7 protein-coding genes are annotated in these 14,638 nt (G+C 70.7%); all 7 read left to right on the forward strand.

The window, feature by feature from the left end:
* Nucleotides 1-218: 218 nt before the first annotated feature.
* On the forward strand, nt 219-1,673 hold the full coding sequence (locus tag HMPREF9056_RS04035; RefSeq protein WP_034513747.1) for a sugar transferase: 1,455 nt from the start codon (nt 219-221) through the stop codon (nt 1,671-1,673).
* Nucleotides 1,673-2,113: an adenylyltransferase/cytidyltransferase family protein gene (locus HMPREF9056_RS04040; protein WP_009403069.1), complete on the forward strand. Its 441-nt coding sequence runs from the start codon at nt 1,673-1,675 to the stop codon at nt 2,111-2,113. The genes HMPREF9056_RS04035 and HMPREF9056_RS04040 overlap by 1 nt, the downstream gene beginning before the upstream one ends.
* Nucleotides 2,110-8,397: an Ig-like domain-containing protein gene (locus tag HMPREF9056_RS04045; protein ID WP_009403070.1), complete on the forward strand. Its 6,288-nt coding sequence runs from the start codon at nt 2,110-2,112 to the stop codon at nt 8,395-8,397. Before HMPREF9056_RS04040 ends, HMPREF9056_RS04045 begins: the two co-directional genes overlap by 4 nt.
* 80 nt (nt 8,398-8,477) lie before the next feature.
* Entirely contained in the window at nt 8,478-9,443 is a 966-nt protein-coding gene (locus HMPREF9056_RS04050) for a MoxR family ATPase (RefSeq protein ID WP_034513749.1), read from the forward strand.
* Between the two features lie 5 nt (nt 9,444-9,448).
* A complete protein-coding gene (locus HMPREF9056_RS04060; RefSeq protein WP_172635238.1) occupies nt 9,449-10,858 on the forward strand; it encodes a DUF58 domain-containing protein in 1,410 nt (469 codons plus the stop codon).
* Nucleotides 10,855-13,431 carry a transglutaminase family protein gene (locus HMPREF9056_RS04065; protein WP_009403074.1) on the forward strand — a complete coding sequence of 859 codons (2,577 nt, stop codon included), beginning with the start codon at nt 10,855-10,857 and terminating at the stop codon, nt 13,429-13,431. The genes HMPREF9056_RS04060 and HMPREF9056_RS04065 overlap by 4 nt, the downstream gene beginning before the upstream one ends.
* The coding region (locus tag HMPREF9056_RS04070; RefSeq protein WP_009403075.1) for an RDD family protein at nt 13,428-14,638 on the forward strand (1,211 nt) is incomplete at its 3' end. The genes HMPREF9056_RS04065 and HMPREF9056_RS04070, both read left to right, overlap by 4 nt.

Consider the following 14,638-nt stretch of genomic DNA (forward strand, 5'->3'; position numbering starts at 1 on the left):
ATAAGTGTATTGGCATCTCCGTATCGTTGCGCGCCTGTAACATACAGTCACCTCAGAAACATCTCGACTCCTCACCCTGACCCTGCGATCTTGGCCACTTCCCACAAATAACGCCCGCAAGAGTTAGTAGCATTCTAAAACTGCTGCTGTTCACGACATCCCGTCAGCACTAGCCGACCAGTTATTGCCCACCCTCGATCATCCCTGCGGAGTCCACCTTGTCTAGTTCGACCCTGACACTGCCTCAGCGCGAGCAGCACCGGCGTCCCTCGACAGCAGCAGCCGACGCCACCTCCCCCACCGCTCCGCGCAGTCCTTGGGCACGCACGCGCCACGACCTCGTCATCTGGCTCGTCCTGTCCGACCTCTTCGCCGTGGCCCTCCCCATCTGGCTCGCCCTCCTGACCGGCCACCTGCCACTGGTCTGGTCCGCAGCCACCGTGGGCACCACGATGATGCTCATCGCCTGGTTCCTGGGAGCTCTCGGCATCGACGCCGTCGAGCAGGCCGGTCCCGGCACGGGTCGTTTCGTCGCCGCGGCCGCCGTGAGCGTCCCGGTGGCCCTGCTGCTGGCCGACCTGTCCGGAGTCGCCCGGACCACCCTCCTGGTGGCCCTGGCCGTCCAGCTCCTCCTGGCCATCACCGGGCGCTCCATCGAGTCCGGCTGGCTGCGCCGTCGTCGCCTCGAGGGCCACGCGCTGCGCCGCACCCTCATCGTCATGGGCTCGGGCGCCCAGCCCATGCTCACCCAGCTGCGCCGCCACCCCATGGACGGCTTCCTCATCGTGGGCTACCTGTCCTCGGGACAGGACCGCGCCTTCCACTCGGCCGAGCCCGTGCGCAGCCCCCAGCACATCGCCCAGACCCTGCACGCCGAGCGCATCGACGCCGTCATGACGGTCGGCTCCGTCACGCCGGAGGACCTGGTCACCCTCATGCGCGGCCTGGAGAACACCCAGGTGAGGCTCGTCGTCGCCCCCGGCCTGCAGGACGTCGTGCCCGGGCGCATGCGGGCCCTGACCGTCACCCACGGCTGGACCGGCCTCATCGCCATCAGGACCCGCCGTACCCGCGCGCTGGGCAAGGCCCTGTTCGATCGCCTCGTCGGCGCCGCCGGACTGGCCCTCATCTCGCCGCTGCTGGCGGCCACGGCGGTCGCGATCCGCATCGACTCCCCCGGACCGGTCTTCTACACCCAGACCCGTGTGGGTCAGGACGGCAAGCCCTTCACCATGTGGAAGTTCCGTTCGATGTACATCGACTCCGACGCCCGCCGCGCGTCAGTGGTCAAGGCCGGCGGCGACGCCGGCAACGAGGTCATGTTCAAGGACCGACAGGACCCGCGCATCACCCGCGTGGGCCGGTGGATCCGCCGCCTGTCGATCGATGAGCTGCCCCAGCTCATCAACGTCGTGCGCGGGGACATGAGCCTGGTGGGCCCCCGCCCCGCCCTTCCCGTCGAGGTCGCCAAGTACGACGCCGAGGCACTGCGTCGTCTCCTGGTCAAGCCCGGGCTGACCGGCCTGTGGCAGATCTCCGGGCGCTCGGACCTGTCCTGGGCCTCGACCGTGGCCCTGGACCGCCACTACGTGGAGAACCGGGGCGGAGCCCTGGACGCGAAGATCTTCGCCGGAACGCTGCGCGCGGTTATCGGCGGAAAGGGAGCCTACTGATGATCACCGGCTACGTCCCCGGCGGCTTTGACATGCTGCACGTGGGGCACCTCAACATCCTCACCGAGGCGGCCAAGCGCTGCGACCGCCTCATCGCGGGGGTCGCCACCGACGAGTCGCTGGAGCGGATGAAGGGGCGCGGCCCCATCGTGCCCCTGGCCGAGCGCATGGCCATGGTGGCCGCCCTGCGCATGGTGGACTCCGTGGTCCCCGACTACGACCAGGACAAGCGCCTGGCCTGGAAGCGCTCCCCCTTCGACGTGCTGTTCAAGGGCACCGACTGGGAGGGCACGGACAAGGGCAGCCGCCTCGAGGCCGAGATGGCTGAAGTCGGCGCCTCGGTGATCTACCTGCCCTACACACCCACCACCTCCTCGACGATGCTGCGGCGCACCCTCGTCCAGGAGGTCGCATCCCGCAGTCCCCAAGGGGCCCAGTGACCACTCCACGCAACGACTTCGAGGCGCCCGACAACCAGTCGAGCAGCATCGACTCCTCCGCAGCCGCCTCCGGTGCCGGCGACGGCGGAAGCGACCGATCCAGCTCCAGCACCGCTCAGACCGAGCACCCCGCCACGGATCGTCCCGGTCTCCTCGCTCGTGCCGCGGGCGCCCTGCGTCCCCGGCGGCGGGCCACGGCCTCCGCCTCCGATGATGAGGCGCAGGACATGAGGTCGGGACTCACCTCCGGAACCACCACCTCCCGCCTGGCCGCGACCTTCCGCATCCCCCAGTCGCGCGCTCAGCGCCAGCGGCTGCGCAAGCGCCTGTCCTCCGTGGCGGCGGTCGTGTGCGTGGCCGCCCTGGGAACGGCCGCCTGGCTCCACGAGGGCGTGGCCCAGGCCGACCTGCACCTCAACGACGGCGGCGTGTGGGTCACCTCCACGTCCAAGCACCTGGTGGCCCGCCTCAACTACCCCTCCCGCGAGGTCGACGGCACGATCCGCACCTCCTCGTCATCCTTCGACGTCACCCAGAACGCCGAGGACGTCCTGGTCCCCGACTCCGGCGACGCCTCCGTCTCCTCGGTCGATCCCTCCCAGGTCTCCTTCTCCGGACGCACCCAGCTCACCAAGGGCATGACGATCGCCCAGGGCGGCGACCGGGTCATCGCCATCGACAAGGTCCAGGGCACCATCCGGGCCACCAAGACCAAGACGGCCGGCTCCCTGACCGCCGCCGCCCCGGTGGTCACCGGCATGCCCGACGTCGTGGCCGCCGTCGGCCAGGACGGCGCCATCCACGCCGCCTCGGCCACCAGCAAGTCCCTGGTGTCCCTGGAGGCCGACAACAAGGGCTGGAAGGAGGCTACCAACACCTCCTTGAAACTGACCTCCGGCACCGACCTGGCCATCACCGCCGTCGGCGACAAGCCCGTGGTCCTCGAGCGCAGCACCGGCATCCTTCACCTGCCCGAAGGCAAGTCCGTCAACCTGGATGTCGCCGGCCTGGCCCTCCAGCAGCCCGGCCCCGATGCCGACTCGGTCCTGGTCGCCTCCCGTAACGAGCTCATCTCCGTCCCGTTGGACGGGGGCAAGGTCACCAAGACGCCGTCGTCCAAGGAGGACACGGCCCCTGAGGGCGTGCCCGCCCAGCCGGTGCGCCTGGGCAAGTGCGTCTACGCGGCCTGGTCCGGATCGGGGCAGTTCGTGCGCAGCTGCTCCGGCCTGTTCAGCGGCGACACCGAGACCCTCCACGACGACAAGCTCGCCTCGTCCTCCGCCCCCATCTTCCGGGTCAACCGCGACGCCATCGTGCTCAACGACCTGGAGACGGGTTCGGTGTGGCTGCCCAACAACGACCTCGTCCTCATCGACGACTGGACGGACAAGACCGCCCAGACCGACGACAACGCCGATCAGAAGGACGACTCCGCCAACACCTCGGAGTCCCAGACGCCACCGGAGCGCACCGAGGAGAACCACGCCCCCAAGGCGGTCGACGACAGCTTCGGCGTGCGCCCGGGCCGCTCCGCGCTCCTGCCCGTCCTGGCCAACGACTCCGACCCCGACGGCGACGTCCTCACCGCCGCCCCGCAGGACAACGGCGGGTCGCTGGCGGCCACCAAGGCGCAGGGCGGACTGGCGCTGCGCATGGACATTCCGGAGAACGCCACCGGCAGCTACTCCGTGCCCTACACGGCCGACGACGGCCGCGGCATGAGCGACTCCGCCGTCGCCACCGTTGACGTCCACGGCTGGGACGTCAACGGCGCCCCGAACCAGATCACCACCCCGACCCTCACCGTCGCCGAGGGGGCCTCCGGGTCCCTGGACGTGCTGGGCCACTGGCTGGACCCCGACGGGGACGACCTCTACCTGGTCTCCGCCCAGGGCGAGGGGCTGGACACCAAGGTCTCCAACGAGGGCACCGTCACCGTGCACGAGCTGGGCGCCGGCACCGGCACCCGTGACCTGACCGTCACCGTCTCCGACGGTCGGGAGACCACCTCCGGCGTGGTCAAGGTCGATGTGCAGCCGGCTCAGTCGGCCAAGCCGGTCGCCAACGCCGACCACGTGCGCGTCGTCGCCGGCACCAAGGCCGTCGTCTCACCCCTGGAGAACGACACCTCCCCCTCCGGGGGAACCCTGCGCCTGGCCGCGGTCCAGGAGGCCCCGGCCGGGACCTCGATCGACGTCGACCAGCAGGCGGGCGTCTTCACCTTCTCCACCGACGCAGGCGCCCAGGCCCAGACCTACTACCTCACCTACGACGTCATGGACGGGGCCAACACGGCCCAGGGGATCGTGCGCGTGGACGTCACTCCCAAGGCCGACGCGACGGTACCGCCTGAGGCCGAGAACGACACCGCCCTGCTGCGCAACGGCGGCTCGACGACCATCGCCCCGCTCAACAACGACTTCGACCCCTCCGGAGGCATCCTGGTCCTGCAGTCGGTGAACGCCCCGCCGGACTCCGGGGTCACCGTCACGGTCGTGGACCACTCCCTGCTGCAGATCACCGCGGCCGGCACCGTCCCGGCCAACCTCACGGTCGACTACACCGTCACCAACGGCACCTCCAGCGCAACCGGGAAGGTCGCGATCGTCCCGGTGACGCAGTCCCAGCCCCAACCGCCGGTGGTCACCGACGACACCGCCGTCGTACGGGCGGGCGACGTCGTCACCGCCTCCGTCCTGGACAACGACTCCTCCCCCTCGGGCCTCAACCTGTCGGTGGACTCCCAGGTCAGCCTCGTGGGCGACGAGCTGGGCACCGCATGGGTCAGCGAGGACACCGTCCGCTTCCGCGCCGGCAGCCAGCCGGGACGCACCTCCTACGCCTACACGGTCAAGGACGATCAGGGGCAGACCGCCTCGGGGGTCCTCACCGTGGAGGTACGCGCGCAGGACGCCGAGCACAACTCCGCGCCCTCGCCGCGCAACCTGGAGGCCCGCACCCTGGCCGGCTCGGCCACGAACATCACCGTGCCCCTGGACGGCATCGACCCCGACGGCGACTCGGTGAGCCTCGTGGGCCTCAACCAGGCCCCCTCCCTGGGCTCGGTGGAGGTCAACTCCTCGTGGCTGACCTACAAGCCCGCCGAGGGCGCCACCGGCACCGACACCTTCACCTACGTCGTCGAGGACCGCTTCGGGACCCAGTCCACCGGTACGGTCCGCGTGGGCGTCGCCCAGGCCTCCCCGGTCAACGTGGCCCCGGTGGCCACCGACGACCTGGTCGTGGCCAAGCCCGGACGCACCGTGGCCGTGGACGTCCTGTCCAACGACCTGGACACCGACGGCGACTCCCTGTCCCTGGAGGGCGACCCCGTCGCCAGCGACTCCTCGCTGGGCGTGTCCACCCGCGCCGGCCGCCTGGTGCTCAATCTGCCGGACAAGGAGGGCAACCACTCGGTCACCTACACCGTCTCCGACGGGCGCGGCGGCACCGACACGGGCACCGTCACCGTCCAGGTCTCCAACGACGCCCCCCTGGCCAACCCGGTGGGAGTGGACGACTACGTCACCGTCGACCAGGTCGACGCCAACGGCCGGGTGACCATCCCGGTCCTGGACAACGACAAGGACACCGACGGCTCGCCGTGGGACCTCAAGCTGTCCTCCTCCGACCCCGACGTCGAGGTGGGCAAGGACTCCCTGAGCCTCACGGTGGGCGAGACCCAGAGGCTCGTGCTCTACACGATCACCGACGCCGACGGGCTGACCGGCCACGCCGTCGTCGTGGTGCCGGCCAGGTCCGCCCTGCGCCCCAGGATCAACCCCTCGGCCGTGCCCGCCCACGTGCTGGCGGACAAGACCACGGACATCAACCTGTCCTCCTACATCCTCACCCGTGAGGGCACCAAACCCGTCATCACGGACACCTCCTCGATCCACATGGCCAAGGGCACCAAGGACGCCAAGACCGCCTCGAGCGGGACGGCGCTGTCCTTCACGCCCGAGTCGGGCTTCACCGGCCAGACCTCGGTGACCTTCACCGTTGCCGACGGCACCGGCTCGGACGCCCTGAGTTCCACGCTCACGCTGCCGATCGTCGTGGACTCCTCGACCAACAAGCCGCCGACCTTCACCCCCACCGAGGTGACGGTGGCCCCCGGCGAGGGGGCCGTGACGGCCAACCTGGCGGCCATGACCACCGACCCGGACCCGAGCGACAAGCTCTCCTTCCAGGCCGGTCCCGCCCCCATGGGCTTCGACATCTCCCTGAGCGGCTCGTCCCTGTCGGTCAAGGCGTCCGACAAGGCCACCGAGGGCACCACGGGCTCCATCCCGATCACCGTCTCCGACGGCGTCAACCCGCCGGTGAGCGCTTCTCTGCCCGTACGGGTGAGCGCCTCCAACAAGCCGCTCATGACAACGGCCCCGATCAACCTGGAGTCCCGCAACGGCGAGGCGGTGAGCGCCGACGTGTCCACGGCGGTGAGCAACCCCTTCCCGGACAAGCCGATCACCTTGTCCGGCACTCCGACGATCACCTCCGGCCAGGGCACCGTCACCACCTCCGGCACCAATGTCACCATCACCCCGGCGGCCGGCTTCCACGGCACCATCACGGCGCAGTACAAGGTACTGGACTCCACCGGCTCCGAGTCGCGGGCCGTCACCGGGACGATCACCGTGCAGGTCGGCGGTGTGGCGCCCACAGCCCCCTCCGGGGTGAACGTGGCACCCGTCGACGCCGACTCGGCACGGGTGTCCTGGACCGACGCCTCCGCCAACGGCTCCCCCGTCACCGGCTACAAGGTGAACGTCAACGGCAGCGAGCAGACCTGCACGACCTCGAACTGCCTCATCAACAACCTGGTGCCCGGTCAGACCTACACCGTTCAGGTGGTGGCCACCAACAAGTACGGCGACTCCGAGGCCACGACGGTGCCCTACCAGCACAACGCCACGGCCAAGACACCGGCCGCCCCCTCGCTGGCGGCCGGCTCCGGAAAGGTCACCGTCGGCTGGACCGAGGTGGACGACCCCTTCGGGGGCGCGACGACCTACGACGTGCGACTGTCGGACGGAACGGTGCTCACGGGCCTCACCGGAGGATCGGCGTCCTTCGACGTCACCCCGGGACGCGCCTACACCGCTCAGGTGCGCGCCCGGTCGAGCCAGGGAACGGTCTCGGACTGGTCCTCCCCGTCCAACCCGGTGACGCCCTACGGTGAGCCCGGTGCCCCCGGCACCCCCGTCATCACCCCCAACGGGGACACGGTCACCGTCGGCTGGCAGGCGGCCAACGGCAACGGCAGCCCCGTGAGCTACACACTGCACTACTCCAACGGGAACACGAGCGACTCCAAGGACGTCGGAGGCGCCACCTCCACCACGGTCTCGATCTCCCGCGGGACCTGGACCTTCTGGGTCGAGGCCGACAACGGTCACGGCACCAAGACCTCGGCCCAGGCCAGCTACAGCTACAAGCCGGCCCCGCTGTCCCCCTCGACCCCGGCGGTCAAGGCCACCGGCAACAGCGGCGAGCTGTCCGTGAACGCCTCGCCGCGGGCCGGCAACGGCTGGAGCGTGGGCGACCTGACGGTGGAGTACTCCGTCGACCAGGTCAACTGGACCAGCTCCTCGACCATCCGGGGCCTGACCGACGGGCGGGCCTACACGGTCTACGCCCGGGTCAACGGCGGCGGGCAGTACTCCGACGTCGTCGCCTCCTCTCCGGTGGCGCCCTATGGTCCGCCCTCGGCACCGTCAGTCAGCTGCGAGCTCGGTGGCAAGAAGCAGAAGCACGCCGTGTGCTCCTGGTCCCCCGGCGCCAACAACGGCGCGGGCACCAGCTACGAGCAGACCGACGACGGCGGTGGGACCGTGGAGGACATCGAGGTGGGCGACACCTACGAAGGAAAGCTCAAGCGCGGCGAGTCGGTCACCTGGTGCGTGCGCGCCAGGACCAACGCCGGAACCTCGGAGTGGGGCTGCGACACCGTCACCAGGCCGTCCAAGCAGGGCGACGATGATGACGACGATGACCATCAGCAGGCCGTCCCAGTCGGCACCCAGCAGCAGTTCGCCGTGGACTACACGCAGCGATGCCGTCCCTTCGGCCCCTGGGGCACCTGCTACCAGATGGTCTTCGACATCACCGGCAATCCCAACAGCACCATGTCCTGCGGCTACTGGTACTGGGACACCTGGAACTGGCAGCCCGCCTGGAACGAGGAGGAGGTATCTCTCGATAAGAACGGGTACGCCCGGCACAAGTTCCCCCACCGGACACCGAACTGGAACCAGACCATCACCTGCACCCAGCAGTAACCGGATCATTAACCGGATCGATGCCCAGTGCGCAACAACTCACACACTCACATCTCTCCACCCGAAGGATCATTGATTCCATGCCGATGACCCCCGAGAACGCGACATGGTTCGCTGACGCCTTCTCCACCATTGTCAACAACGTCGGTCAGGCGCTGCTGGACAAGGAGGACGTGATCAAGCTGGCCCTGACCACCATGCTCTCCGAGGGGCACCTCCTGCTCGAGGACGCCCCCGGAACCGGTAAGACCGCCCTGGCCCGGGCCCTGGCGGCCTCGGTGCAGGGGACGCACTCGCGCATCCAGTTCACCCCCGACCTGCTGCCCAGTGACATCACGGGTGTGACGATCTACGACCAGAAGACCGGCTCGTGGGACTTCCACGCCGGCCCGATCTTCTCCTCGATCGTCCTGGCCGACGAGATCAACCGGGCCAGTCCCAAGACCCAGTCGGCCCTTCTGGAGGTCATGGAGGAGTCCCAGGTGACGGTCGACGGCGTGCGGCACACGACCGAGCGGCCCTTCATGGTCATCGCCACCCAGAACCCCATCGAGCAGGCCGGCACCTACCGCCTGCCCGAGGCCCAGCTGGACCGCTTCCTCATGAAGGCATCCGTGGGCTACCCCAACCGGGAGGCGCTCACCCGGATCCTGTCCAGCTCGGCCCACCCGGACCGCTCCAAGAGCCTGTCCGCGGTCGTGGCCTCCTCCGTCGTGGCCTCCATGGCGGACCTGGCGGCCTCCAACCACATCGAGAACTCGGTGCTGGACTACATCGGCGCCCTGGTCGAGGCCACGCGCGCCGCCGAGGAGACCCGCATGGGCGTGTCGACCCGTGGCGCCATCGGTATGGCTCGGGCCGCCCGCGTGTGGGCCGCCGCCCAGGGCCGCAGCTTCGTCCTGCCCGACGACGTCAAGGACCTCGCCGAGGTCGTGTGGGCCCACCGCCTGGTCATGGACCCCGACGCCGAGTTCACCGGCGCCACCGCCTCCGGCGTCATCACCGCCGCCCTGGCCCAGGTCCCCGCACCGACGACCCGCGATTGAGCCGTATGCCGCCTCAGACGACGTCGCAGAGCTCTGCCCGCCAGGACCGCCCGGGGTCCGCGGGCCGGGCCGGCGCATCCGTCCCCTCCGCAGCAACGCCCTCGGGATCCTCGGGAGCAGCGGCGCCCGCGGCATCCCCGACGTCCGCGGCCTCCGCGAAGGCCTCGGCGTCCGCTGCGTCGTCGGCGTCCGCGAGCACGGCCCTGACCGCCCGGCCGGCGAGGTCCCGGCTGACTGACGCCGTCGCCACGGCGCTGCGGCCGCTGCGCTGGCTGCTGCAAACGATCACCCCGATCGGATGGGGCTGCCTGGTGCTGCTCGTGGCCTGCGGGCTGACCGGGGCCGTCATGGGCTGGCAGGAGGCGTGGAGCGCCGCCATCGTCGTCGGCATCGTCGTCGTGAGCGCCTGGCTGTGGCTCATCCCCCGCGGCGGATACTCGGTCAACCACAACCTGCTCGAGCCGCGCGTCACCGTGGGCGACCACGCGCTCATCCGTCTGACCGTCACCAATCCTCGCCCGAGGCCGCTGCTGCCCTCGCGCATGGAGATGCCCGTGGGGCCGGGGAGCGCCGTCTTCGTCGTCCCCACCCTGACTCCCCGGGCCGTCCACGAGCGCGGCTTCGTCCTACCCACGCAGCGCCGCGGCATCGTCACCGTGGGCCCGGTCCTGGCGGTTCAGCGCGACCCGGTGGGGCTGCTCCAGCACGAGCGCTCCCTGACCACGCCGCAGCACATCCACATCCACCCGCGCACCCTGCGCCTGGGCACGGTGCTGCACGGCGTCCTGCGCGACATCGAGGGCGCCGTCACCCAGGACCTGTCCAGCTCCGACGTCGCCTTCCACGCCCTGCGCGACTACGTCCCCGGCGACGACCGGCGCAACGTCCACTGGCGCACCACCGCGCGCACCGGCCGGCTCATGGTGCGTCAGTTCGAGGAGACGCGCCGCTCCAGCCTGCTGGTCCTGCTGTCCACCCGCCAGGACGACTACGCCGGTGAGGAGGACTTCGAGACCGCGGTGTCCATTGCCTGCTCCCTGACCATGGACGCGATCCAGGACGGGCGCGAGGTCCGCTTCATCACCCAGATCGGCGCCCTGCCCACCTCCTCCGCCCTGCGGATGCTGGACACGTCCTGCCTGCTGAGCACCGGTGAGGACGACGTCAGCTGCGACCTGCTGGTGCGGCACGCCTGTACGGCGCACCCCGAGGCCTCTATCGTCGTCCTTGTCACCGGTCAGCAGGTCGACCGTGCCACCCTGGCCCGGGCCCGCGGCCTCGCCCCCCTGTCCATGGTGGCCGTGACCCTGCGCGCAGGGCAGCAGGGTCTGTCGCGCCACCACGCCGGCACGATGCCGGTGGTGGACATGGACCGTCTTGAGCAGCTTCCCACCGCCCTGAGGCGAGCACTATGACCCCGACGACCTCCACCGCCGTCCCCCCGCGCACCGCGGACTCTCCGCTCTCCGGCTCCCCCGCCGGTGCACCGTCCCCCGCCGAGTCCTCCTCGCAGGCGGGGCGGCCCTCCGCGCGCTCGCCCGAGTCGGCCTCCTCCTGGTCGACGGCGACGTCGTCGCGTACGCGCAGCCTCTACAGCACTGAGACGACCCGGCCCGCCCGGTCGATCACCGGCGCCGGACCGCTCCTGTCGCGTCCGTCCCGGCCGGCGCTGTCGGCCCGTCGGTTCCTGCCCCCCAGGCGCGGCGCCAAGCCGCCCGTACCGGCGGTCGCCGCCCTGGAGATGGCTCTGGCGGCTGGGATCATCGCCGTCGGCGCGATCCCGTTCCTGCCGGTCTTCGCCTCCGTGGTCGGCTGCCTCGCCGTCGGCTACGGGGCTCTGATCGGAGCGCTGACCTCGTTGGTCTGCTCGCGCCTGCGCCTGTCGGTGCTGCCGAGCATGGCCGCCCTGGCGCTCGTGCACGTCCTGGTGGCCCCGTGGCTGCTGACCGACGTCGGCTCCGGGCTCACGGCCGTCAAGACCGTTCTGGCCTCCACGGTCACCGTGTGGCGCGACGCCCTGACCGTCCCGATGCCGCTGAGCTCCTTCAGTGGTATGACGGTGCTGCCGTGGCTGACCGGGCTGATCGTATCGGCGCTGGCCACCCGCCTCATTCTGGCGGGCCGTGAGGTTCTGGCCGGTCTGAGCCTGGTCCTGTTGCCCGTCGTCGGCATCGGCTGGGGCGGTCAGGAGGCCGTGCGCCCCACTGCGCTGGGCATCCTGTTCATCGTCGGCATCCTGGCCCTGTGGACCTGCGGCTCCCTGCGGCAGCGACGCAGCCACGTCATCGAGGCCCTGGACCTGAGCTCCTTCTCCACGACCTCGGGGACCACCAGCGCCCGCTCCACCGGTGACCTCGGCCGGGCGGCCCTGCGAGGGGCGGTCATCGCGGCCGTCCTGCTCATCGTCACCTCCCTGGCCGCCATGGCCTTCACCCCCGCCGCCCCCGCCTCCCGGACAGTGGTGCGCGACCTCTTCCAGCCGCCCCTGGACCTGACCGAGTACGCCAGTCCGCTGTCCCTGGTGCGCACTCTGGAGACCGACAAGGCCCACACCCGGCTCATGAAGCCCACCAACCTGCCCTCGGGCGGGCGCATCCGCATCGCCGCCATGGACTCCTACGACGGCCTGTCGGCCCACATCGGGCAGAACGAGAACGGCCAGTCGCGCTTCGAGCGCATCGGCGACAAGACCCAGCTGACGGCCAGCCGGCTCGACGGGCACAAGCAGACCTCCTCCCTGACGATCGAGGACTACAGCTTCCCCTGGGTCCCCACCATGCCCGAGACGATCCGCATCGAGTCCTCCGGCCCGCGTCAGTCCGCCCTGCGCGAGGGCATGTACTACGACAAGTTCTCCTCCACCGGCATCGCCACCAGTGGCCTGGCCGAGGGCGACGTCCTCACCGAGCGGGTCGCCCCCTACACCGCGCCCTCCGAGGCCACCCTCAACAAGGCGTCCCTGGCCCAGACCGCGCTGGGACCGATCGAGCAGGTGCCGTCGTCGGTGGCCTCCCTGGCCAAGGAGATCGTCGGGGCGGAGTCCAACCCCATCGCCCAGGTCCGTGCGCTCCAGCAGCGCCTGCGCACGAGCTACTACTCCGACGGCACCAAGAGCCCCTCGCAGCCGGGGCACGGGGCCGCCCGCATCGCCTCGATGGTCGAGGCCGACTCCCTCATCGGCGACGACGAGCAGTACTCGGTCCTCATGATGCTCATGTGCCGTTCGCTCAACATCCCGGCCCGCGTGGTCATGGGCTTCGACCCGGCCACCGATGGCGATGCCAAGACCGTCACGGGTGAGGACGTCAAGGCCTGGGTGGAGATCCCCTTCGAGGGTCTGGGGTGGGTCTCCTTCGACGTGACCCCGGACCGCGACCAGATCCCCCAGCAGCAGACCACCCAGAAGGTCTCCAACCCCGAGCCCAACGTCCTCCAGCCCCCTCTGCCCAACGAGGACCCGGCCCAGCTGCCCCCCAACTACGAGGACCCCCAGCGCGACGACCCCCAGGACGATGACAAGGGAGGTCTGCCGACCGCGGTCATCGTCGTCGGCGGCTCCATCCTGGCCATCGCGGCGGTCGTGGGCTCGGTCCTGGGCTGGAAGGCCTGGCGACGCAGCCGACGGCGCGGACGCCTCGGCGTCGGCAACGCCCTGGGAGCCTGGGAGGAGATCCTCGACCGTGCCCGCGACCTGGGACGCGTCCCCGGGTGGGGAGCCACACGGCGCGAGGCGGCCGAACAGCTGGCCCTGCACTTCCCGCAGGCCGATCTGCCCCGCTTCGCCGGAGCAGTTGACACTCAGGTCTTCAGCTCCGGGGAGCCCGCGTCGTACGCTCTAGGGGAGTTGTGGGAATCCTCAGATACGATCGTCCGTTCCATGGGAGCGGAACGCTCGCGCCTGGGGCGGGCCATGGCCCGCCTGTCCCCACGCTCTCTCATCCACCCCGCCGGGAGGCGGTCACGTCGACCCAGGAGGTTGCGGTCATGACGATCACGGCTGACACCCGTAGCAGCGCCCCGACCGCTTCAGGGCCGCCGGGGTCCGCTCACTCCTCCGGCGTTGTGTCACAGGCCGAGATCGAGAGCCCGTACGGCATGATGCCGGGCGCACCTGCCCGAAGCGGTACCGGGGAGCGTCCCTGGGCACAGGACACGGAGCCGACGGCGTCGACCACCTCGTCTCACAAGCCGCATCCGCCCCGTCGTCGGCTCTCCCCGGCCCCGGTCAGGGCGCGTGTCGTCGCCGGGGTCATCGACCTCGTCGTCGGGTCGCTTCTGGGCACGGGCCTGACCGCCCTCATCTGGCAGGTGGGAGGCCGTCCGGTCATGACCAGCGCTCTGATCGCCTTCGGGGTGGTTGTCGGGCTGCGGTGGCTCGCCATCGCAGCCACCGGCTGGTCCCTGGGCGGCATCCTGCTCAGGATCCGCATGCTGGGGGCCCGCAACCAGACCCCCTCACCGTTGGGTTCCTTCCTCCACGCGGACCTCATCCTGGCCGTCAGCATCACTACGCTCGGTCTGGGCACCATCGCGCTCATGCGCACGGCGGCCGCCGACCCCGAGGGGCGCGGCTGGCACGACAAGCTCTCCGGGATGGCCCTGCTGCATGCCAGAAAGACCAACCGGCCGGGCCGGGACAATGCCGCAGCATCCGCCCCCACGGGATACCCCGCAGGCCGTCCGGCGCCGGCCTCCGTACCGACCGACACCGCCGGCGCCCCGCGCGCACCCGGGCGGGACGGTGCTCCGAACTCCGCCCAGGCCTCGCCCGCGGCCACCGGTTCGCCGACAGGATCCACGACGGGACCGGTCACCGGCGGCACCGGCGACGCCACACGCACAGCCCTCCCCACCCAGCCCACCGAGGAGCCCGCATCCGCGGCCGTCTCAGCCCACCTCTCCCCCGGCCTCGAGTCGGAGGCCGCTCCCAGATCCCGTCGTCGGCGCGATCAGAAGGCCGAGAAGAAGGCGGAGAAGGCCTTGCGACGCGCGTCCCGGGCGGGCTCGGCGAGCCCCGCGGCCGGCACCGGGCCCACTGCCGGAACCGCCGAGGCCACCGTGGGAGCCCAGAGCGCCACCGAGGCGGGTGTCGACACCTCCCCCGGCGGAACCGCGCACCCGACGACGTCGGACCCGGTCTCCTCCTCGATCCGCCGGCCCCGACCGGCCCGCCCGGGTCAGCCCGCGCGCCACGC

The sequence above is a fragment of the Actinomyces sp. oral taxon 170 str. F0386 genome, assembly GCF_000195595.1.
Taxonomy (GTDB): domain Bacteria; phylum Actinomycetota; class Actinomycetes; order Actinomycetales; family Actinomycetaceae; genus Actinomyces.